General features: G+C 52.5%; 19 protein-coding genes. All 19 read right to left on the bottom strand.

Annotated features, from left to right (window positions below):
* Nucleotides 1-113: 113 nt before the first annotated feature.
* The 19 genes from BLA28_RS07230 to BLA28_RS07320 all read right to left on the bottom strand — a co-directional run bounded on the left by BLA28_RS07230 (nt 114) and on the right by BLA28_RS07320 (nt 21,319).
* Complete coding sequence (locus BLA28_RS07230) at nt 114-992, bottom strand: hypothetical protein (protein WP_009258045.1); 879 nt, start codon at nt 990-992, stop codon at nt 114-116.
* A complete protein-coding gene (locus tag BLA28_RS07235; protein WP_009258046.1) occupies nt 989-1,921 on the bottom strand; it encodes a type II secretion system F family protein in 933 nt (310 codons plus the stop codon). Before BLA28_RS07235 ends, BLA28_RS07230 begins: the two co-directional genes overlap by 4 nt.
* On the bottom strand, nt 1,870-3,300 hold the full coding sequence (locus tag BLA28_RS07240; protein ID WP_071698948.1) for an ATPase, T2SS/T4P/T4SS family: 1,431 nt from the start codon (nt 3,298-3,300) through the stop codon (nt 1,870-1,872). The genes BLA28_RS07235 and BLA28_RS07240 overlap by 52 nt, the downstream gene beginning before the upstream one ends.
* The gene (locus BLA28_RS07245) at nt 3,293-4,117 is read right to left on the bottom strand and encodes a hypothetical protein (RefSeq protein ID WP_330393262.1); all 825 of its coding nucleotides are present in this window, start codon (nt 4,115-4,117) and stop codon (nt 3,293-3,295) included. The genes BLA28_RS07240 and BLA28_RS07245 overlap by 8 nt, the downstream gene beginning before the upstream one ends.
* Nucleotides 4,118-4,185: 68 nt before the next feature.
* On the bottom strand, nt 4,186-5,028 hold the full coding sequence (cpaB, locus tag BLA28_RS07250) for a Flp pilus assembly protein CpaB (protein ID WP_009258049.1): 843 nt from the start codon (nt 5,026-5,028) through the stop codon (nt 4,186-4,188).
* Between the two features lie 15 nt (nt 5,029-5,043).
* Entirely contained in the window at nt 5,044-5,538 is a 495-nt protein-coding gene (locus tag BLA28_RS07255; RefSeq protein WP_242955397.1) for a prepilin peptidase, read from the bottom strand.
* Nucleotides 5,513-7,207 carry a hypothetical protein gene (locus tag BLA28_RS07260; RefSeq protein WP_071698949.1) on the bottom strand — a complete coding sequence of 565 codons (1,695 nt, stop codon included), beginning with the start codon at nt 7,205-7,207 and terminating at the stop codon, nt 5,513-5,515. The genes BLA28_RS07255 and BLA28_RS07260 overlap by 26 nt, the downstream gene beginning before the upstream one ends.
* Before the next feature lie 80 nt (nt 7,208-7,287).
* Nucleotides 7,288-7,857 carry a DUF6550 family protein gene (locus tag BLA28_RS07265; RefSeq protein ID WP_009258052.1) on the bottom strand — a complete coding sequence of 190 codons (570 nt, stop codon included), beginning with the start codon at nt 7,855-7,857 and terminating at the stop codon, nt 7,288-7,290.
* A 72-nt stretch (nt 7,858-7,929) separates the two neighbouring features.
* Nucleotides 7,930-8,430: a hypothetical protein gene (locus tag BLA28_RS07270; protein WP_009258053.1), complete on the bottom strand. Its 501-nt coding sequence runs from the start codon at nt 8,428-8,430 to the stop codon at nt 7,930-7,932.
* 8 nt (nt 8,431-8,438) lie between these two features.
* Nucleotides 8,439-8,906 (bottom strand): DUF4320 family protein, encoded by a 468-nt coding sequence (locus tag BLA28_RS07275; protein ID WP_009258054.1) that lies wholly within the window; start codon nt 8,904-8,906, stop codon nt 8,439-8,441.
* Between the two features lie 136 nt (nt 8,907-9,042).
* Nucleotides 9,043-9,549: an RloB family protein gene (locus tag BLA28_RS07280; RefSeq protein ID WP_242955400.1), complete on the bottom strand. Its 507-nt coding sequence runs from the start codon at nt 9,547-9,549 to the stop codon at nt 9,043-9,045.
* 142 nt (nt 9,550-9,691) lie between these two features.
* A complete protein-coding gene (locus BLA28_RS07285; protein ID WP_009258056.1) occupies nt 9,692-10,888 on the bottom strand; it encodes an AAA family ATPase in 1,197 nt (398 codons plus the stop codon).
* A 180-nt stretch (nt 10,889-11,068) separates the two neighbouring features.
* A complete protein-coding gene (locus tag BLA28_RS07290) occupies nt 11,069-12,649 on the bottom strand; it encodes a S1 RNA-binding domain-containing protein (protein ID WP_009258057.1) in 1,581 nt (526 codons plus the stop codon).
* 24 nt (nt 12,650-12,673) lie between these two features.
* Complete coding sequence (locus tag BLA28_RS07295; RefSeq protein ID WP_071698950.1) at nt 12,674-14,584, bottom strand: VirD4-like conjugal transfer protein, CD1115 family; 1,911 nt, start codon at nt 14,582-14,584, stop codon at nt 12,674-12,676.
* Nucleotides 14,585-14,607: 23 nt separating this feature from the next.
* Nucleotides 14,608-15,594: a hypothetical protein gene (locus tag BLA28_RS07300; RefSeq protein WP_009258059.1), complete on the bottom strand. Its 987-nt coding sequence runs from the start codon at nt 15,592-15,594 to the stop codon at nt 14,608-14,610.
* 285 nt (nt 15,595-15,879) lie between these two features.
* Nucleotides 15,880-16,542, bottom strand: a complete 663-nt coding sequence (locus BLA28_RS07305) for a DUF6100 family protein (protein ID WP_009258060.1) — start codon at nt 16,540-16,542, stop codon at nt 15,880-15,882.
* Nucleotides 16,543-17,070: a DUF5697 family protein gene (locus tag BLA28_RS07310; protein ID WP_009258061.1), complete on the bottom strand. Its 528-nt coding sequence runs from the start codon at nt 17,068-17,070 to the stop codon at nt 16,543-16,545.
* A 238-nt stretch (nt 17,071-17,308) separates the two neighbouring features.
* The gene (locus BLA28_RS07315) at nt 17,309-17,935 is read right to left on the bottom strand and encodes a radical SAM family protein (RefSeq protein ID WP_242955403.1); all 627 of its coding nucleotides are present in this window, start codon (nt 17,933-17,935) and stop codon (nt 17,309-17,311) included.
* 318 nt (nt 17,936-18,253) lie between these two features.
* Nucleotides 18,254-21,319, bottom strand: coding sequence for a VirB4 family type IV secretion system protein (locus BLA28_RS07320; RefSeq protein WP_071698951.1), 3,066 nt, complete (start codon nt 21,317-21,319; stop codon nt 18,254-18,256).
* Between the last annotated feature and the right edge of the window lie 7 nt (nt 21,320-21,326).

The raw sequence follows: 21,326 nt of genomic DNA on the forward strand, positions 1-21,326 counted from the left end.
GTGCATCATCATTTATCACGAATCTTCCGCTGTATCTTGCAGAGAAAACCATAGAGCTCTTATAGGAAACGGCCCTCACATTCAGATGTGGGGCCGTTCCATTCGCAGTCCGATTATCCAAAGAAAGCGCCCAAGGAGCCCATAACCTCGGTACAGAGGACCACCAGGTAGATAATCATGATACAGATGAGCATCATCATGGAGTAACGCTGGATCTTCTTGGGGCGCTTGGCCGCTTCCTTTTTTAAGTTGTTCTGCTCAATCTGCCTCATGTCAAAACAGATCATTTTAAAGTACATCCTCTGATCGTCGCCTCGCAATACGCCAATCAGTCCCCGGATCACATCGGACAGCATGGGGCTGCCGATGCGGGTTTCAAAATGGATGAGGGCGTTTTCATAGTTGCCGGTCTTCATATCGGCAATCGTCTGGTCCAACTCCGCGCCGAAGTCCTTGCCCGCCACCCGGCGGTAGGAAGTAAGGATCTTCAACACATCCCGGTCATTTTCCAAATTCTGCCCGATGGTAAGGGCAAAGCGAGGGATCTCATTCTCAATGAGCTTGCGCCGCTTTTTCACAAAGTCAAAAACCTTGTAATAGGTTGAAAACCACAGAGCCACGGCCAGACCAATCAGAACAGGCACCATAAGCGGTATCAAAAACGCCATCAGCAGAGAACTGAGGCCGACTGCCCCGGCTGTGACCCAGGCCCGGGCGGTGTAGACTTCCGGTGTCAGCTCCATGCCGGCAATGTCCAGCGCCCGCTGCAGTTTATTCCGCTTGAGCTTATCCAGCTTCAGGTACGGGGCGATCAGGCCGGCGATTTTGGTGAGATAGACATCCAGCAGTTTCTCGGCCTTTACGCCCTGCTGCTTGCGGGCCAGAAGCATCATACGGGAGGTACGCTTCGTGGGAATGTCTGCAAAGGCACAAGTCAGGTTATAGACAGCAAAGCCGAAACAAATCACTGCTGTGAGAGCTAAAAGCGTCATGCGCTGTCACCTCCATATTCAATGGGCCTGCTCAGTTTCATGATCTGGGTCAGGGCAAACAGGATAATGGCTGCGCAGATTGCCAAAGCGATTTTGCCCGGCGTGGTGAAGAGCAGCGTGTGAAACCAATCTTCATTCAGGAAATAAAGCAGCGGTACATTGGCGATCACAAGGAACATCATCGTGATCGCCTCCCGGCGCGGCCCCTGCATCATAGCCTCCAGCTCCGACTGCACCACACGAACATCAGAAAACTTCTGGGCGATGGTAGGCAGCGTATTTTTCATGGCCCGGTCAGACTGGCACTGAATGAGGATGTTAGCCCACTCATGGAAAACACGGTTTGGAATCTTCATTTTGAGCGAATTGATGGCACTCGTAGTATTTGCGTTAATCAACTCTGCCTCATAGACAAATGCCTCAAAATTGGCCTTCACCGGCTCATTGATGTAGGGCAGGTTTTCCTTGACTGCCCGGATCAGGTCCTCTGTGCGCAGGTAGGAAGTGGTGATGATGGAGATGGCCGTTTCCAGTTCTTCGTTCAAATGCTTTTTATAACTGGCTGCGGTGCTGCGCAGATACCAAATAGGAGCGAGTGAAAATCCGATCCCTAAAATCGGGACCATGTACACATTGCCAATCAGCAGCGCCAGGGCGCCGCCCACCGCGAACAGGATCAGAGTCAGCCGTTTGACTGCTTCATACCGGTCAGCCCGCCCGGTGCCTTTGAGGATTTGCTTTAATTCAAAGTCCTGATTAAAGAAGCCTTTGGCCGGAGTACCCATCAGAACATTCAATTCATCGGTCAGAGTGGCCGACTTGCGCTGTGACCGGAAAAGCGCATCAATGAAATCGCCCGGCCGCACACCAAACAGCGTTAGGAGTCCAGCGGCGATGAGGGCGAAGCATATGATGTAAACCCACGGCATCCGTTCAACACCTCCTTGTCGTGCTCAAGAAATTCATCCAGCTCCTTATGGGAAATCCCATTGTCCAGGAGACGCTTCTGCAATGAGCTGGACATCTCGGAAACTTTTTTGTGGCGGCCGACCACAAGGGGCCGTCCATCTGCATCAACAGTGTTGTCCAGCACATTGTAAGAGTAGAGGGTGCGGTAAATCAGCCGTTCGCCCTCACAGCCTTCCCCCTCGATGATCTCCATGATTTTACGGCTTCGGTCTTCCAGCTGCTTTGTGAAGACGATGATTGGATAGGCTTCGACCATGATCTGCATCAAAACATCATCGCCCATCATATACTTTCGCTTTGCGAGCGTCATCATGCGCCGGTAAGTAGAAGCGCAGCTGTTAGAGTGGATTGTGGTGCAGACAGTATGGCCGGTACGGGAGCTTTCTGCAGCGGACAGGCTTTCTGCCGCAGACCGCATCTCACCGACGCCGATCACATCCGGGTGCTTACGAAGGACCCGCTCCAGCAGGAAGTCCTGGTTGATGTTCAAGGAAGGATTTTCGCTGGGCCGGGTGAGCAGATGGACTACGGAATTCAGAATGTTTCCATTTTCGTCCCGCTTAACCAGATCAAATTCGCGGCTGCCCTCCTCAATCGTGATGAGGCGTCGGTTGTCAGGGACCTGGGACAACAGCCATGCCATGATGGTAGTTTTGCCGGAGCCGGTGGCCCCGGCAATGCAGACGGATACGCCATAGCGGATGCAGGCGGTCAGAAAATGAAGCATTTCCGCTGTTGCACTGCCGGAGTCCAACAGCTTCTGTGCAGAAACCGTTTGTTGATTTACGATACGGATGGAAGCGTTGATCCCCACCTCCGGGTCAACAATCGGCGTCTTATCCACAGAGATACGCACATTCTTATCCAGGAATCCGATCACGCTGGGCATGGTATCGTCTATGACCATGCCGCAGGCGTTGAGCATGCGCCGGACCACATCAATAGCGTGCTGTGGAGAGGAAAACTTGTCCGGGATTTTAACGCTGCGCCCGCCGGCTTCAATCACCTCAATGTCGTTGTAGGCATTGATGTTGACCTCCTCAATACCGGGTTTGTAGATCCACTTTTTCAGGAAGGAGTACCCGGCCATGTCCTCATAGAGCTTCTCGCACAGTTCCTCCGTGGTCAGCCCCTCGATGGCGTATTTTCGCTTGACGATGTACTGCACCATCAGTTCTTTCAAAAGGGAGGAGGCGCGGTCGGTATTTCCATCGCCGGCCTCTGCAATCGTGGCGGCGTGGTTTTCCGCAAAATACCGCTGTACATCTTCCAGAATCTGTTCATAGGTAAGGTCCTGATTGGCCGCAGGAGCGAAGAAAATGTCATTGAGATTATTCATCGGCAGTTTCCTCCTCAAAATGCTCGGTTTCGTTTCCATCATCCTCTGCGGCATGGTCAGCCAGCTCCATCTGCTCCAGCGCATCCAAAACTTTGTTGAGCGAAGCTGTGTATTTGGGATTGCAGTATTTGATGGCCTGGAACATCCCGCCTTCGGTGGCGCAGCGGTCGATCTCCTTGCCATAGGGCAGAAGGCCATCCCATCCGCCGATGATATGGCCCATCTCATCCAGCGCGTGGAAAGGGCGGGCCATGCCGGCAAAGGTCATGTGCTGATCGTAGTGGAAACGCCCATCTCCCAACAAGGGCTGATGGGCCTTTAAGTAATTAACGCCCTTGAGATCAGGCGTCAGGATGCGAATGACCAGATCCCCTGACTCAATGGCGGCAGGCGTGAACACATTCGTCATATTGGAACTGCAGTCCAGAATGACGAAATCCACAAGCCTTGCGGCGGCGTTGACCAGCTGGAGTACCATGGCGTACTTGACTTCCGGGTAACTCAACGGATTTTCACCGGCAGCATAGCCCATCACTCCAATGAAGGGATAACTTTTGAGCACGGTAACATGCCCTGCCACCAAAGAGGTATCGATTTCCACGCTGCTCAGTACCTGCCCTACAGAGGCATTGGTCTGAATGATCTGCTCCGGCAGCCACACCGGAAGCATAGGAACACTGATTTCCGCATTGATGATGATCGCTTTCCGCTTGTCGCGGGTCAGGGCTTTTGCCAGAATGCAGGAAAACATACTTTTTCCGCTCCCTGGGCTGCCCCAGACGGTAATGACTTTTCCCATAGGAAACTCCTTTCCCAAGGGCGGAATGCCCTTGATTGTGCGGTAATATAATTTCGATTATCATAATCAAAATTATCAAACTGGTTTCATTCACCGCTTTCCGGTGTATTACTGGTAGGTGTCGATTGGGTATTCTCACCCGAATCTTCTGCAGAGGCGGGATCACCAGTTGCATCTGTCCCTTCGTTCTCGCCATCCTCTGTCAGCGTTTCCGGGAAGTAAATTTCCTGGAGCGTCTTGTCCTGTTCGGCCAGCAGTTCTTCAGCCAGCTGGTCATTGTTGCGGGAGATCAGGGCCACATGAGCTACGCCGTCGTTCTCCAGCTCAGTGATGATGCGGGCCTGCTCCGGGCTTGCCAGCACTGTGATGGTAGCAGACTGCTGCGGCTCTTCATCTTCTGTGGGCTCCTTGGTATTGTCCACATTGATGCCATCAGAATCCGTGACGGAAAGGACCTTGACAAAACGCAGTTCGGGTACTTCCTCCGCAGTCTCCAGGAAGTGATAGATGCGGACAATATCATTGGGCTGGAGCTTATCCGACAGTCCGGAGGCCAGCGTTTTTACGGTCAGGGAGATAGCAACCTTACCAGAGGGGATGTCGTTGAGCGCCACATCGGAGGAAATCGGGACGCTGCTCACCTTACTGGTGAGAATATAGTCGCCCGCAGCCAGATCCGCCGTCACATACAGCCCCTCCACATCCTCAAGGCTGTGAGCCACATTGGTGGGAAGGTTATAGCCGCCTACCTCCACAACCTCGGCGTTTTCTTTGGTGACCTGTTCGCCTTTGAGCACAGGCTGGGTGATGCGGACAATTTCCGTTTTCCCGTTGGTCTGCCGGGCAATGGTGGGCAGAGCCACAAAAGCAATGACTGCTGCCAATACCAGGGACAAAATACCGAAAATAAATCGGTTGTTGAGTTTCATAAGCACATTCTCCTGTCATAAAAATAGTTCAGCCAGCGTTGCAACAGAGCAGCCGCAGGCAAGAAAAGGTAAGAACGGGATGGCGATGGGCTGGCGGAGCCGGGAAAGCCTTCGGAACAGAAGGACCATCGGCATGGCAAAGACTGCGGCCACAAAGAAAACCAGAGCCATCCCGGAAGGGCCGTAAATCAGCCCAAGTATCCCACAGAATTTAATATCGCCTCCTCCAAGCCCAGTTCCACCCGTTGCCATGGCAGCAGCCAGAGGGATGCAAAAGCCAAGCAATGCCCCCGCCAAAGCCTCGGCAACGGTGGGCCAGAGCTGCCCACCGTCCCCGGCAAGGCAGACCTTGAGCAACGGAGCCAGAGCGGCGAAGGGCATAAAAAAGGCGAGCGCCCGATCCGGCACCCGCCTATACAGAATATCATAAACAGCAAAACCAGCCACAACAGAGAAAACGGTGAGCAGGTATGCCGGCCACAGGCTACTCGCGGTTGGTGTACCAATCATCATAAAGGCTCCCATCGATTGAAACATAGTCGTTCAGGTTGATGCTCAACATTCCATCAGGGGTCCAAGTGTCCCAGACCTGGGTGAAGACGGTATAATCTGTGGAATCCGGGAACCATAGCGGACTGAAATGCACAGCCCGGTTATAGGTAGAGAACTCATTGGGCTGGAAGGTGAATTTGGCGCTCCGGCCGCTGGACACCCGCTGCAGAAGGCGCAAGTATGTTTCGTACTGGAACTCGGGAAACACGGAAAATGCCGTCTGCGGATGGGTGATATGGCTGGTGGGCGAGTCGGTGGAAAGGGTGGCTGTCACATCCTGCTTGACGCCATACCCGCTCTTCATTGACTTCCCGGAGGCCGTGGGCACAATATCATCCGGCATCAGGGACATCACACCGCTGATGGAGGCAGAATAGCCGGTGTACTCGTACTCCCAATAGCCTTCATCGACCCAGTGCCCCCAGTCATCGTGGTCACACCAAACCCAAACCGGTACCCAGTAGCAGCTCCATACACCCCAGTTGGCAGTGAGCTTCTGCGGCTCATTGGGGAGTGAGGGCACGGTGTAGTTGGGGTTGGTATCCGTTGCTGTCGGATCTGGAGGGATATGTTCGTTCAAGTCCACGATCTCCGCAACAAAGGTATCTTGTGCGGTATAGGCCCCGCTGACGGAAACCGTGATGGTTACCGACTGTGGAGTGGAGGGCGTGTGCCATTTGACCCAGACCACCTGGCTGTCGCCTGCCGGGATGACTATATCGTTGACCCGGTAGGTGGTGCCGAGAATATGGAAGGTCACCGAGGCCGGATTGTCCGGTGTTAAATCTGTATCCGTCCGCAGAGTAACGGATGTGATCACATCCGTGTCTACCCGATATTCTACATCGGGCGCTTCAATTTCCCCTTCGGGCGGGCGCTCATCAAACCAGACAATGCCGACGCCCAGACTGCTGATGATGTCAGCGTTGCTCTGCTTGCTTGTGGTGCTGCCTGTCCATGCGGGCAGGCCGAGATCGCTAAATTCCAAAAACATCGACAGAGGCAGATTCTTGTGGGTGAGGGAAGTCATGGTTTTCCGAAGCGCCCCGCCAGATTTTTGGTCATACAGCGCCGCCTCTGTAGCGGTCATACAGTAATACTGGCCGTTATGCGTAAAGTATGCAATGGGCTCGATCAGCAGCTTATAGTCGCCAGCGATCATCCGCTCATAGTCCACACCGGCCGCCTGGGCAACCATCTGGCAGGCATATTCCGAACAAAAATACCGCTTGATGGCCTCAATATTGCTCTGCCCCTTACTGCTGACGATGGTGGGCATAGACTGTATTGGCCTTGTATAGTCATAACCTGCGCCTGATTGGGGAGTAAGTGCAGTGCCGGCAAGATACTGCAACTTGTTCACTTTTCCAAAGTGAACGACATTATTTTGAGATCGATTTGTAAAATCAATCGGTGAGGATATTGCGTTTCCGCTATCGGCATCCACAACGGTGATTCGCACACCATCATTTCCAGGATTCCAGAAATTAGAGGATGTGCCTTGGCCCATGCTGCCGCCACCACCGTCAATATTTCCGTTACCGCCCTCTGCAAACGCGGTGGAAGGGAGCAAACAAAATACCAGGGCAAGGCTGCACAGGAGGGCGAGAAGTCGCTTCAAATACATCACACTCCGTTCTTCTTAAAATAGAAAGGCCGCCACAATTCTGTGACGGCCAATCAGGGGTATATTCAGTCATAGATTGGTCAGCCCATATTGCCGACCTGCTTGTTGATGTCTCCATCGCTATCTCCAATAGTTTCTTGTCCATTACCGGGGACAATCCACCCAAACACTGGATCATATACGGCACCGTTGCCATTGCTGGCCCCGGGGGCCGGCTCATTATTGGCCGGCTCCTTTTCCGCAGGGGGAGTGGTGACCTTGGGCACTTCCGGGTCAGGATTGACCGGATGATCTTCACCGGGGTCTTCCCGCTCGGTTTTCCCTTCTGGCACGGGCGGAGGCGTTGTTTCCGGTTTCTCCGTGTCCGTGAAGTCGATCACGACTTCATCCTCAGTTTCGGAGGTCACCTTGGGGTACTCCTCTTCAGGACTGGAGGACTGGCCGGGCGCATAGGCTCCGGCGCCGCTCTCACCGTCTGTCTGTGTGCCGCCATCCGACCAATCGCTGGTCGTGCTGCTGGGCGGGGATTCTTCCGGCTTGAAATCTTCTGTGCGATCCCGGCTGGCAAACCAGCAGACACCCAGGATGGCAACACAGAGGACGGCCAGCGAAGTAACGATAAAGCCTTTGGATTGGAAAAACTTCTTCATGTGTGATACACTCCTTTTTTGCTGTTATATAAAGCCTATACTGTAGTTCTGGCTGAATTTTCAACAGCACGGCTAAAATTTGGTGTTGTGGTAGCCGGTCAGTTCTACCCGCTGGGTAATGGTGGGGTAACTGTGTCCAAACATCCGCACATAGAAGTCAACATCACAGTAAAAGATGTATTCCACACGGTCGCCCACCACATTGAATTCAAGGCTGATGTCGGAAACCGTGTAGTCATCGGTAGAGAGAGGGACCTTTTCAGCAAGGCCGCCGGCAACTGTGGCCTCCAGCATTTCTGTGTAGTCCCGGCTGGAGTAGAGGGTGCGTAAATACTCTTCAAAATTGGTTTCCCTCTGGGAGCGGTAAGTATCTGCGTAGATGGTGGCGCTCAGATTGTTCAGCTCCATTTTAGCCCCGTTGCGGATGTTGATGCAAGTAATTCTCACCGAAGCATACAGTAGCAGGAAAGAAATGAGCATGACAACTCCAACCACAAAGAAGCAGGCGAAGAAGGTGATCTCCCCCCGCTCGTTGCGGAGCGGCCGGTGCAGCTGTGAGAATAAACGCTTCATAGGCCACCTCACTTCCAGTAATGTTCGCTAACGCCGGAGCCGCGGGCCACCACCGTGATGTTGACCAGATCCAGATTCCAGAAGCCGCCCAGCTTGGCATCCCCCTCAATGGTAATATAGAAGGGCGTTCCCAACTGGATGGCCCGGGACATCCCGGAAGGTGTGGGAGATTTATATGTGGCGTCAATCGAATAGGTGATATTGTCGGCCCCCTCGATCTCCGAACAGAGGAAATCAAAGAGAGCATCCGTCTCGCTGTTGATGCCGCCGGACAACTGGATCTGCTTGACCATCTGATCGGCTGCATGGTCAAGCTCCTGTTTTGTAGAGATAATACCGAACAAGTCGATGATAAAGGCCAGCAAAACAACGGCAATGAAGATAAACACCACCGTGGAAAAGTAGTTGGCCTCGCCCCGCTCATTTTTTAATGCACTGCGGAGCTTTTGCAGTATGCTATGGATAAAAACCACCACCTTTACTCAGAAATAAAAACAGCCGCTCCCGGCCGGAGCGGCTGCATTACAAATTTTTGACTGTACCAAGTATAACAGATATGGATTTACGGCTCAAGGGCAAGGCTGTGCCAATGCAAGGACAATCCTGTGCCAATTACAGCAGCGATTCCACCAGTTGATAAATATCGGTGAATGGATTGACGGCGATTCCAAACGGTTTGCTGCTGCCATTTTGAAGATGATATTGCTCTACACGCTTGGCATTCTGGAGAGCATTGGTTGTATGAGCAGACAACTGGGAATACACATCGCCGGTTTTCTCATAATCCGGAAGGTAAGTGGTCAAGGCATTCTTTACTGCAGGATAATCCTTGAAAAACTTAGTGGTGTACTGAAAGTGAAGCAGATACCAAAATTCAAAACAAGGATTAGAGAGCGCAATATGAATGCCCTTTGCATCAGCCATTTTCTGTGCTTTGGAGAGCAATTTGTCTTTGGCCGCGATAGGATCAGGGGTATTATAGTTCACATCACCGTCTGCAACGACCCATACAGCATCGCCATTGGATACAGAAAGCTGATTTTTGCTTTGGTATTCCACAGCTTTCCGAATCAGAGCGAGGTAATCGGTTTCGCCCCCTTTGGTGTGGCTGCCGACCACGCGAATATCAATGTTGGTCTGGCGGCTGCGATAATGTTAAAAATACTTTGGCTCGGTTTGCGAGCCCTCCGTCACAATCAGAATGACGGGTTTTAATTTCCTGCGTCGCTGTCCACGCTTTTCAATCTGTCCCCGTGCCATTTTACAGCCCTCCCTTGATAAAAGGAATTGCACCAAAACGGCCGATCAAATATCCCTTTTCTACTTTGGTGTCCTTGCGAATGGAAAAATCATAAAGGGAGAACAAGTCTGTGGCTGCGGTCTGCTCATCTTTTTCTGTAAACCAAATCTGATCTCTTCTCAAGAAATCCAAATCAAGAAGGTTGGTGCTGTGTGATGTGAAGATCAACTGAGCACCCTTGGGATTAAATTCTGTGCTGTCGAAAAGGGACACCAGATGCTTGGTCAGAAGTGGATGGAGGTGTGCGTCCATTTCATCAGCCACAAGAAGCGTCCCCAGGTCTAAAGCCTTTTTCACAACACCGATCAGCTTGAAATAACTGTTGGTGCCGTCAGATTCCTCTGCCATATTCAAGGCATAGGAACACGCATTTCCGTTGGCGTCATGTACCGTATGAATGGCATCAATATTTGCAAAAATGTCACTGCGTTGAGAAGGCGCAGGGTCTGAATCGCGCATTTGGAGCGCCTGTATTCCCAAATCTGCAACACGCAGCATAGATGCGATTACACGCCGGTAGTCGTCATTTTTCAACTGCTCTGCTTCAATTCCATAGGCATCCGCCACGGAATTCTTCGTGATGATTTGACAGGAGGCAAACCACTCCAGGACAGGGATCACTTTGGCGTAACTCCAGTTTGATGCAACTGACAAGTAGAGCTTGTTTGCAGAGGTGCGCTCCTTGAGTGTGTTTTGCTCATCAACATCGACCGTAAAACGGAAATCCTTGGTGTTTTTTCTCTCAAAAATAAGCGCCTGTCTGCCGTTGGGATAGTAGTATAGGTATTCCTCCGTGACAGCCTTATCTGTTACAGAAAAGCCATACGCATATCGAACGCCTTCTGTGGTAAAGATGACCTCAAAACTACTGGGGCGAGCAGGTGTTTCAGGATCGAACTTAAATGGTGAACGCGCAATCGTTTTATGGAGCTGCTGGTTATGAGAAGTCAGCACATAGTTTACCATAAACCAGAATGCGTTCAAGACATTAGACTTCCCAGAAGCATTGGCTCCATAGATAACAGCGGATTTCAGATAGTTTTTGTTTCCATCTGCGATGAGATGCTCTGGATGCTCATTGTCCCTACTGGACAGCAGGGATAAGACAACTTTATCTTTGATAGACAGATAGTTCTCTACACTAAATTGAATCAGCATAAACAACCTCCTAATCCAGTGTTTTTATATATTATATCCCGTATTTTGTGAAAAATCAACGCAAACGGAAAATAAAATTAAAAATAGAGAGGGTTGGAAGGATGTATATGCGTTAGGATTGAAATAATAAAATAACCGCCCGAGAAGCAGTTATTTGATACTTCCCAGGCGGTTTTCGGTTTACAGATTCTGCCGGATGATCCGGGTGATGATTCCAAGAGCGATGCCGCGCTCCACATCCAAATGGGTGACGGCAAAGGATACATCATCCTTCTTTCCGGGCATCCGGTAGTCATAACAGGAATGAGCTACCGCATTGACGCCATTGGCAAGCCGGACATAAACCACACCCTTGTGTACATCGGTCACTTTTCCGGCGTATTTACCCTGGATTCGGCACTTCTGGAGATTGTCCCGGTCGGTATTTTCAGATGTGCTCTTGATGTCGGCACGGATTCCGAGGTCTTCAAGGCTGTTGCGCCGCACATTGAGAATGCGGACCAGCACTTCATCGCCCACGGAGAAACGCTCGTGGGCATCGCCGATCCAGTCCCAAGCCAAATCACGGGCCAGAATTGAGGTTTCAACGCCGAATACCTCGACGCGGATGACCTTCTCCGCAACAGCGATGACCCGGGCCTGAACAATACGCCCCTCGTAGATGCGGTACTTCCCCTCGGCGTCCAAATCGAAATAAAAGGTCTGGCGCTTCCGCATCATAGCTTCACGGCGGCTTGCGACAACGCTGCGGGTCTTGGAGTCGATGCCGCGTACCACAAAGTCAATGTCCGCCCCCAGCATATTCCCCAAAATCTTGTTTTGACGCAGCATCAGGTCGGCATACTCCTGGCCGGAAGGGCTGCGGCCCAGATTGATCATCATCTCCTTGATGGGGATAATGATGCGGAATCCCTTGTAATCCACTACGGCCACAGTTTTGCGGTTGTCCAGCTGCTCAATGCCGCCCAGCTGACCTGTGAGGATGCGGCGGGTGCGGTAGGCGTTGTGGATCTCGTGCCAAATGACATCCTCGCGGTCTTCCTGTGTTTCCACCTCTTCACGACTGCGGATGGTCAGGATAGAGGTGTCACTGCGGTGTGTTACGGCGGTCCGGCGCAGAGCAGACGCAGTATCTACCGGCGCCTCCTCTTGGGGAGCGGTATCCTCTGAAATGGGTGTTTCTCCCTCATCAGGCGGCGCCGTATTCTCAACAGAGGCGGAAGATTCCACAGCCTGCTCTTCAGCAGCCGGAGCCTCCGCAGAGTCCTCATTCTCGCCATGTACGGGAGCTTCCACAGGCGCCGCCTTTTTCCGCCGGGGTGCCCGCTTGGGCTTGGGGGGAGCCGGCTCCCCAGCAGTTTCGGAAACCGTCTCCGCCGGGGTGTCATCTGCACCTTCAGCAGACAAATTGGAAGGAGTCTCTTCCTCACCGGCCGCCGATCCGGCAGGCTCATCCGAATCGGAAGGGGCGCCAGAGGCCGTGCCGTCACCCTCGGGGGCAGCTTCATCAGACGCCTCCGTTTCCATAAACTCAAGGGGAGGGTCAGAGCCTTCCAAAGTGGCGTCGCCATCAGGTTGATCCGTAGAGGCGCTGTCATTGGTCTGACCCATAGAGGCCAGCAGCGCACTCAAATCGTCACTGTCAGGCGGCGCCGCCGCATCAGCCGGGGGGCCGGCGGAAGAAATGGTACCGTCCGCGGGGGCGGTGTTTTCAGGAACAGGAGTTTCCTGCTCCAGCAATACTTTTTTCTTGGTTGCCATAAAATTAACCTCCTATGTTTTGTATTAAGAAAGGATCGAGTCCTTATCTGTCGTGATGATGCCATTCGGAGCCTCTGCGGTAGGAACGGCTGCGGTCTGCTTGGTGTTGGTAGATGTGCTGGCCGCCTTCGGCTTTTTCTTCACTGGCTTTTTAGGCGCGGGAGCCTGCGGCTTTGGCTGCGCCGCAGAGGGTTTCGGTTGCTCCTGTTCCAGCCTGCGCCATTCGGGGATATGGGCGGATGCCTTGCAGGAACGGAGCTTGGATGACTCCGGATGCTTGGAATAGTCCAGTTTGTTTACCTTGAGTACCTTTTGTCCCCGGATGATGACCAACGCCTGTGTGATGGGCAGCCGCAGAACTTCGTCCGGGGTGAGGACAGGCCGCTTGCCGACGCCGGAGGTTTCCCGGTATTCCGGCGTGTAGTTGGAGATACGCCAGGTACCCAACTGCTTGGATTTGCTGGATACCGACACGGAAGCCAGTCCCGTGCGGGAAGAAATAAACTCCGCCGTCAATTCATCCGTGCAGCCCAGGAACAACTGCGCGTCGCAGTTGCCCAGAATTTCCTGCCAGAGATTGAGCGGGTATCGGTTTTGCAGGCCCGCCAGATTTTGAAATACGCAGCTCATGGAGATATTCCTTGAACGAATGACGCTTAACCGGCGGGAGAGGTCTGGAATGGTGCCGCAGGCTGTTAATTCTTCACCCAGGACATGCACCGGTACCGGCAGTTTGCCTCCTTCGCAGTTCTTGTCTGCATACCGCACCAGCTTGATGAAGCAGAAGGACAGGAACAGGCTTGCCAGAAAGTCAAAGGTGCTGTCCTGGTCGCTGGTAACAAGGAAGTAGGCGCACCGCTCTTGGCCGGGCAGCTCCAAGTCAATTTCATCCCGGGTGGTGATTTTCTTGATGAGTTCCGACTGGAACACCTGCAGACGGGAGCCGAGGCCGATGATGACGCCGCTACGAACTGTATCGCTGGCCTGCTTATACAAGCTGTATGGCGCTTTGGCCGGATGGGTGGGCGGCAAGTTCTCAAACAGGCTGTCCAAATCGGACTCGCCGCTTAAAGTCAGCAGCCGGTACACCTCTCCGATATTGCGGTTTTGTTCAGCATAACTCTGGTCCACATAGAGGACGAGGGCCTTCAGCAAGTTCATCTCACAGGAATCCCAGAAATGGTCACCCTTGCCGTTGTTGATGGTGTTCTTAATGATGACATCTACAAAAAGCTGCGCCATCAGTTCCTGCCCCTCCACTTCGGAAAGGCAGTTCCAACTGTCCGAGTTTTCCGGATTGACCAAATTGAACACCTTGACACAGTACCCCTGATCCCGCAGATACTCGCTGGATTTTTCGTAGAGCTCACTTTTCGGATCTGAAATAATCAGGGATTCTCCGCGGACCGCCGCCTGAAGGATACGATTCATGCAAAAGGACCGGGTTTTCATGCTGCCGCTGGAGCCATACACAGCCAGATTGCCGTTGATATGGGGATTTTCGGGAATACAGACAGCCTTGTTGTCCAGCATTCCCAGTACAACGCCTTTATGCTTGCGCAGGTCAGGCACCAGATCCAACACACCGGCCATCTCCTTGCGGCTCATCCAGCCGGAAGTACCGTAAGTGCCCTTGGCCGAGTAAATGAAATTCCGGTCAGTATCATATTCGCCGGTATCGCTGTAGCCCATGCGCATGACCATGAGCAGCAAAATTGCCAACAGGCCGATGCAGATCAGGACACCGTACACTCCATAGGGTGGATGAAACACGGAGGCCAGACAGGTAAAAAAATCAGGCGACGCCATCGCCGGAGAAGTTCCGTCTCCGGGGATGCCGCCGCCCTGTTTCCACGCCGCGTAATTGCCAAACAGCTGTGCCAGGAAACCGCCTGCGTATAGAATCGCAAATACGGCGGCCGGCGCTGCTGCCAGGCCTATGATTAGTTTCTTTTTGTTTATGGGAACAACCTCCCCTCGAATTTTGTAAAGTCAATGGTTTGCAGGTGTACCCGGTCACTGCAATAGCGGCGCAGCACATCTGCTTGAAAATCAAAGCAGATCAGCGTACCGGGGCGTTCCATCAGTTCGAGGGCGGTGTTGAAACGCACGATCCGCGGCAGATCGCAGAAGTAACCGAACAGCACCGGCGTTCCATCCGGCTCTGCGGCATCCTGCTCCATGGCCCTGCCGGGATTGCCGGCGTAGAGGCCCTGTGACAGAATGCGGTCAAGTTCCGCGGTTTTCACAGGGTCACACAGTAACGCCAGTATCACCTCCCCCTGATGGTCATTGGTTAGGAAATAAAAGTGGTCGTAGCTGCCGTCCAGCATGAAGTAGTCATGCTTGGCCCCACCGGTACTGGTGAGTATCTGGTAGGCCAGGTCCATGCTGTCCCCCAATACCAGTCCATGTACCTGTTCGACACGGTACTGCTGGGCCAGACGCTGCTGGCATAGAATGTTCCAGAGGAGTGTTTTTACCCGCAGTTCGGATTTGTAGCGCCACTTCATCAGAGCGCTCCCGCTATTGTAGGTCACAAAGATGCCGGTGGGGACCAGCAGCACCCCTGCGAAGCGGGAGCTTCGGATCTGGGTGGCATCAGCCCCCAACTCCTTGACTTCGCGTGAACTGTAAAACGCGGGATATGTTACAGTTTCGCCGCCAAAACCGGTCTGGGCAAAGACCTTCGGCTTTTCATCCGGGTAGAGCAATACCCCGGCATTGCCCATAGTAATATAGGTTTCCGCGAGGCGGTGGAGCCGAAACCTCCGGTTTGCTTCGCTTTTGAGCCGGTTGGTTTCTGCGTCTCCTGTAAGGCAGAATGTAAAACGCTCGGGCCATCCGTCCAGCAGAGCTGACTTGGCTTTGATCCCCAGCCGATAGCCCCGGAGCCGATCCCGGTAGTAGGTGCGCAGCAGTCCGGCCTTTTTGAGCGCAGTCACGACCGCCTCCAAGTAGTAAGGGCTGGCGGGAAGGCGGTTGAGCTGGCTGGTGGGGAACTCTCCCGAAATAGCGGTCAGCGATAAAAGCCGGAACGGAAGCGTATCCGGCTGTGGAAAATAGTTGGTGCTTTTCCCAAGTAGTCACCTCCCTTGAAAGCACAGGATTTTTACCGTAATGACTGAGGACTTCGGTAAAAATGGGCCTCCCCATGAGGGGAAAAAGCCCGGAAAATCGGGCGTTTCAGCCGCTTCGCTGGATGTCGGGCCGGAGAAGGCCCAAAATGGTCAAAAATCCGAGATGGATTGTAGACTCGTTTTATGCTCCGTCAGCCATTGCGGAAAACGCTGCTTCTCCATGATATAGATTTTTGTGCAATCCTGGTCGCCCAGTTCGGCCGTGTTATAGGCATCGCACAACAGGCCGGTATCATCAGCCATCACAAAGGAAGAGAGAAGATCCAGTAATTGCTTTTCCGATAAATTATCGTAATCGCGTATCCGCCTGTCGGGAAGTGCCCGGTCATAGACCTGGGCGAAACAGACAACGCAATCGCGGTAATACGGAAGTGGGTGTTCTCTTGCGTATTGATCAAGGACAAAATAGAGCGGGTCCAACAGGAACTCATCGCTTTGCCGCTGTTTGCGCTTTGGCAGCAAACAGGGCAGCGTCACCTCCAGCACCCTGTCCTCGCAGTTGACAGTGATGCCGTGCGTTGCACCGGCGGATTTGAGATAGTCACCTTTGCGGATGGTTGTGCTGGAATAAATCAGATGCCGCAGCCGGCAGGCAATCCGCTCTGCCCGTAAAGCGGCATCTATGGAAAGTGTTTCATAGTTGTCGGGGTAACGCTGGATGTCAGTGGTGTCCAGCGCGTACAGCGCATTACTCAGACGGGATATATCGTCGAGAATGCTTCCAATGCGGTGGGATATTAGTTTTCGATCCAATCATGTGCCTCCTGCTTTCTTGAAATAATTTGTCTGGCCTTCCTCGTCTACAGTACAAAATCCGGATATGCCCGGACAGTCGATTTGGGCGATTTGCGCCGGAGTATCGACCAGCATGATACGGCGGCTTCCCCCTTTGTTGCCCCGCAGAGCATGGCAGACAAGTGCCTCCTGCCCGGCGGCAATATAAGCAATCTCATATAATTCACCGTCGGCAAAAAACACGAGTTTAACGGGAAAATCAGCCGGAGCGTGGTAATCTACCTGCCGGATGAAGTCCAGCAGGACCCACACTGCCCGGACAAGCGCATGGTCAGTTTTTGGTGTTTGCCCTGCCAGGAAATAACCACCGCCGTCTGTTTGAAAAATGCGGCCCTGCCTCTCCAAATGAGAGAGCAGGGCCTTTGTAGTATCTTCTTTGCCAGGGTGAAAACAAAGAAGCTGGTGTTCACAGAGGCCGGGGTACATCGTCACGATCCGTAGCAAGTCCGTAGCCTCGTTCCCATAGATTTCAGCCCTGGTCTTCATGGGGCTCACCTCCTTTATTAAAGGCGCCAATCAGACGCCTTCAAAGCGCATTGTTAAATAGGAATTGTGGAAAGACGCCATTAGAGCGTCAATCCGGCGTTTTTCGAGAATAGTAGGAAAAAAAGGCGTCTTATAGGCGTATTGGAACTGTCAATGATGCGTTTTCCGGAGATTACAGCAATCCTCTTTATTGGGATTTACAAAATCCCTCCAGAATTGATAGTGTTCCGTTACATCTTCACAGATTGTCTTCTGCGGAATATGGATTTTTTTCCACGATCCGCTGCTTTTCTTTCAAAGGAAGATGATAGTAGCCTCCCTGCCGCACGGTATATTTAGAGAAATCAACACCCCGAAACCACTGCTTAATCCACGAATTGACGCGCAGAAATTCAACCACACACCGCTCAATTCCCAAATCATTCAGCTTGTCGAAATCCATGTATTCCTCGATGATGGGGCTTAATCGGATTGCCACATCATACCCTTCCGCTTGCAGAGCCTGAATTGCGCGGATGCGCTGGCTGGGAGGACTGGCCTTTTCAAATTGGGCGGTTTGTGCATCGTCCAGGCAGGTCACGGTAATTTGAATATGGGCCAGTTCCTTGTCCAAGATCTCTAAATACTCCGGGGCAGCGGGAAGTGCAGACTTCGTGACGATGAGATAGCTTACCCTGCATAGATTCATCTCCTGGATGGTCTGGTAGGTAGTGCGGTACTGGAGTTCACAGGGCTGAAAACAGTCTGTCATGCCTCCAAGCCTGATGATGCTTCCGGATGGGAGACTGCGGATTTTCCGCCGGACCTTTTCAATGTCTGCAACACGAGGATGCGCCGCATCCCATAATCCACGAAAATGAAGCAATGAACGGGCATAGCAGTAGTTACAGTTGTGTTGACAGCCGCAGCCGTAAGTATCTAAACGGGTGTTATATTTGCATTTGTCGCCTTCATTGCCTCCAACTTGCTTAAAGAAACTCTTAAACTCGCTTTATATCACCTCTAAATTCATTGTTTGATTACTTTATTGTCGAATACATTGGACTCACCTCATATAAAATTCTAAATGGTTGCGGAGGACGGTACTGCCCCGCCGTCTGTTGGTAAAGCATCCAACCATGTTCTTTACACTACTCCGCGCAATAAAGGGAGGCGCTTCCGCACCTCCCAGAGAAAATGCCTTTTAAGCGGAATCAGCTTGTTCTTGGCGCTTGCGCTCCAAAAGCTCCCGCAGTTCCCTGCGGTCTGTGGTTATGAGATCTTTTTCCAATGGACTGGCCTTGAACTCCACCATGATATTGTTGTTATTGGTGGAGATCAGACCGCTGCCGCGCTCAAAGTGTGTGACCTCCATCGTTTCTGCGTCAGAGAGATGGAGGGTTTCCTGGACACGCTCCGCTTCGTCATCCTCCAGATTGAGAATGATCTTAGTCTTGCTGTTGTTGATGATGCCTTTCCCGAAACGGCCTTCGTCCAGATTGAAAAAGTCGTTAAGGTCCTGGCTGGCGCAGATCGCTGATCCACCGAAGCCGCGAATCGTCTTGAAAATTTCCAAAACGAAATCACCGGCCAGCCTGGTACCCGTGGCGCCTGCGCCGGAAAGAAGCTGCCAGCACTCGTCAATAAAAATGGCTTTTTCCTCGGTGCGGTCAGCTTTGGCGCGGTCCCAAACGAAATCAAGGGCCACGAACATCCCCACAGTCAGCAAATCACCAGTAAGCGAGGAAATATCCAGTACGGTGTACTTATTATCCAGCCGCACATTGGTCTGCTTGTTAAAGGTACTGGCGGAGCCATTCACCAGACGGTTGAGGATATGGGCCATGCGAGTGGTTTCCGGGGCGGCCTTCAAAATCTCATATAAATCGCCCAGCACCGGCATCTCCCGGTAGTAGCCCGGATTGGCCGGGTCTTCCAATGAGGCGTTGTCATGAGTGATACCTTTGGAATTGTAGGTGCGGATCAGAGCCTCATCCAACAGCTGTCGTTCCTCGTGAGACATATCAGGGATCAACAGACTGAAAAATATGTGGAGTTGCTGGATTTTGGCGGCCAGTTCGGAGAGCTGGATTCCCGGCCCGTCCAGAAGCTCACTGACCGACCGATCCACCTTGCGGATCTCCATCACATTGATGCAGTGCGGGCTGGCCGGGGAAATCTGGATAAACTCCCCGCCTACATTGGCACAGGCACGGTGGAATTCGTGCCCCTTCAACGGTGCAATGATGAAAACGGGAATGTTTTTCCGCCTCATTCTTAACGCCATGAGCTGCATCGTAAAGGTCTTGCCTGCGCCGCTGGTACCCAGGATCGCCATATTGGCGTTCTTGTAAATCGCAGAGTTGAAAATATCCACGATGATGAGGGAACTGTTATATTTGTTGACCCCCAGAAGGATTCCATTGTCATCGCACATCTCAAACGAAGTGAACGGATAGCAGCTGGCCGCGCCTCCAGTCAACAGGTTGCGCTTACCACGCTCGAACAGTCCCTTTTCCATGGAAACCAGCGGGAGGGCAGAACAAAATGCCTGCTCCTCCCGAAAATGGCAGTTGCAGACATCCATATCCTGCGAAAGCAGGAGCTTTTTTATTTCGCTGGCCTTCCACTCCAGGTCCTCCACAGAAGGGGCAGTCACAGTAATCAACAAGTTGAGATAATAGAAATCTTCGTTATTCGCAAGGCCCTCCTTCAGAAAATAGCCGCTCCGAATAGCGCCGTCTATATCATCGAAGTCCGTGTTCGTGTCGCTGGCATCCTTGATTTTTGACCGGTTGATGCGGAGCTGCTGGCCGACCCGCTGAATAATGCGCTCTTTGGGTTGGCGTGAAAGAAACATATCGAGGTCAATGCCATCACCGGCATTGACGATCAAACTCAGCCAGCCCGCGGGCACCTGTGTTTTGTAACCATCTGATGGGACGAGCAGATAAGTATAGTACAGCCCGTCTATGCAGAGATACCGTCCATGGGTGAAGTCGATGCTTTTGGGAGCAGCAAATTCAGCCGCCGGGATGCGGTCAATCTCGCCCTCCCGCCCCTTGTCGAGATACTGTGCCACAATTTCCTGTGCCCGTACCGACAGGGGCTTGACCGCACTTTCATTTCGGCACAACAAATTATAGAAAACATCTACGGTAAATTCGTCCTCGTTTTCGTGGACAACGACCTCGTTGCCGCATTGACGCAGGTAATTGGATGCCGTGTGGACAGCACTTTGGAGAGATTGGATTGCCTCATCTTCCTGTTCGGAGCGCCGGGTATTGGCCCAGGGCTCATACTCGAAAATCAGGAAAAACCGCCGGGTCACAGCTTCCCGGGAGCCGACCTGCTGCACAAAGTTCAGGTAATCCTCCTGCATCAAGCGGCACTGCTCGTTTTCCTCATGGGCCATCTCCTGGCGCACCGTGTCCAGGTGGCGGTTGATGTCCGCACGGCGGGTCAGAACCTTGATTTGGAGCTTGATGGGCGAGATCTTCAGGTACGAAACGAAGGAGTAGATGATATTCCTCTGTTCCCGGGCGCTGCGCAGCATAAAGTTGATGGGGACAACTTCGACCACCTTGACAAAGCGATGGTCTTTGGTATAGATAATGCCGTTCTCCACTTTCTCAATGGGCAGATAATCCGCCACTGGATTGAGGCAGGCGGGCTTCTGCTCCTTGACACGGGCGGGGCGTTTGGGCAGGCGTTCCTTTTCATGGCGCTTTTTTGCGTTCTTTTTTGCCTTATTGCCCTTGGCAGGACGATCCTTTTTAGCATTTTTCTTGGGCCGGAGCTTTTCACGGATTTCATATCCGCGGACTTCATCAAACTCAGCGGGGAAATCTGCTTCACCAGACCGCCGGCGCTTCGGCGCCTTGGGCTTTCTCTCCTTTGGAGGCTTCTGTTTGAGATGCTTGCCGGCTGATTTGGAGGGAGCCGTTTTTTCACAGGGCTGTTCACCGTCACCGCCGACAACGCGGCGATTCCGCAGGTATTTCAGAAAAGTGATCAGAAACTGCGAGAGACTTTCCCCTGAAATGCCAATGAGGGCAACCAATGCCACCGGGAGCGCAGTCAGGCATAAAGCAATAATGCGGGCGGTCAGCCCAAATGGAAGGCACAAAAAAACCGGCGTCCCAATGGCAAGTGCCAGGATGCCGGCTTCAATCACATTCCGCGCACGGAACATACCGCCAAAAAAAGTGCCTGTTTCTATGAAGTTCGGCGGTATGATATAAATATCATGGTCATTCTTGTTGCTCATGTATTAC

This window comes from Eisenbergiella tayi (assembly GCF_001881565.1).
Taxonomy (GTDB): Bacteria; Bacillota; Clostridia; order Lachnospirales; family Lachnospiraceae; genus Eisenbergiella; species Eisenbergiella tayi.

Excerpts from the sequence above, each read along its gene's own strand:
- BLA28_RS07235 (WP_009258046.1), bottom strand. The coding sequence starts at position 1,921 with ATGCCGTGGGTTTACATCATATGCTTCGCCCTCATCGCCGCTGGACTC.
- BLA28_RS07270 (WP_009258053.1), bottom strand. The coding sequence starts at position 8,430 with ATGAAGCGTTTATTCTCACAGCTGCACCGGCCGCTCCGCAACGAGCGG.
- cpaB (WP_009258049.1), bottom strand. The coding sequence starts at position 5,028 with ATGAAACTCAACAACCGATTTATTTTCGGTATTTTGTCCCTGGTATTG.
- BLA28_RS07310 (WP_009258061.1), bottom strand. The coding sequence starts at position 17,070 with ATGAAGACCAGGGCTGAAATCTATGGGAACGAGGCTACGGACTTGCTA.
- BLA28_RS07240 (WP_071698948.1), bottom strand. The coding sequence starts at position 3,300 with ATGAATAATCTCAATGACATTTTCTTCGCTCCTGCGGCCAATCAGGAC.
- BLA28_RS07260 (WP_071698949.1), bottom strand. The coding sequence starts at position 7,207 with ATGTATTTGAAGCGACTTCTCGCCCTCCTGTGCAGCCTTGCCCTGGTA.
- BLA28_RS07320 (WP_071698951.1), bottom strand. The coding sequence starts at position 21,319 with ATGAGCAACAAGAATGACCATGATATTTATATCATACCGCCGAACTTC.
- BLA28_RS07265 (WP_009258052.1), bottom strand. The coding sequence starts at position 7,857 with ATGAAGAAGTTTTTCCAATCCAAAGGCTTTATCGTTACTTCGCTGGCC.
- BLA28_RS07285 (WP_009258056.1), bottom strand. The coding sequence starts at position 10,888 with ATGCTGATTCAATTTAGTGTAGAGAACTATCTGTCTATCAAAGATAAA.
- BLA28_RS07255 (WP_242955397.1), bottom strand. The coding sequence starts at position 5,538 with ATGATTGGTACACCAACCGCGAGTAGCCTGTGGCCGGCATACCTGCTC.
- BLA28_RS07230 (WP_009258045.1), bottom strand. The coding sequence starts at position 992 with ATGACGCTTTTAGCTCTCACAGCAGTGATTTGTTTCGGCTTTGCTGTC.
- BLA28_RS07290 (WP_009258057.1), bottom strand. The coding sequence starts at position 12,649 with ATGGCAACCAAGAAAAAAGTATTGCTGGAGCAGGAAACTCCTGTTCCT.